Genomic DNA, 438 nt, shown 5'->3' with positions numbered 1-438 from the left:
ATGCTAGTGATAAAGGTTTGTCTGAAAAGAAGCCTGACGCTGAAAAGCATGGTAAAGATAAAGGCGATGCTCATAAAAAGGGGATAGAAAGTACAGAGGGTGGTAACAAGGGTGCTGGTGACAAGGTAACAAAAAGCACTGACGACGCACTATCTCAAAAGAAGCCTGATGCTGAAAGACATGGTAAAGAAAAGGGTGAAGGGCATCGAAAAGGTGTCGATAGTACTTCTGGTGGAAATAAAACAGCTGGTGATAATGTTACTAAGTCATCGGACTCAGGTTTATCTCAGAAAAAAAGTGATGCTCAGAAACATGGTAAAGATAAAGGTGAATCGCATAAAAAGGGTTTAGATGGAACAAAAGGAAGTAACAGTTCTATCGCTCAGTTATTAAGCTCTACAGTTTCCAAGATTTTAGGTGCTACAACTGATGGTGGTG

At 40.4% G+C, this 438-nt stretch carries 1 pseudogene; it reads left to right on the top strand.

The window, feature by feature from the left end:
• Positions 1-438 (top strand): annotated as a pseudogene (locus BAMA_RS24815) (hypothetical protein); the annotation flags it as partial.

Origin of the sequence: Bacillus manliponensis (assembly GCF_000712595.1) — a bacterium.
Taxonomy (GTDB): Bacteria; Bacillota; Bacilli; order Bacillales; family Bacillaceae_G; genus Bacillus_A; species Bacillus_A manliponensis.
The sequence above is the reverse complement of the archived record's forward strand: the minus strand, read 5'-3'. Positions and strand labels throughout refer to the sequence as shown.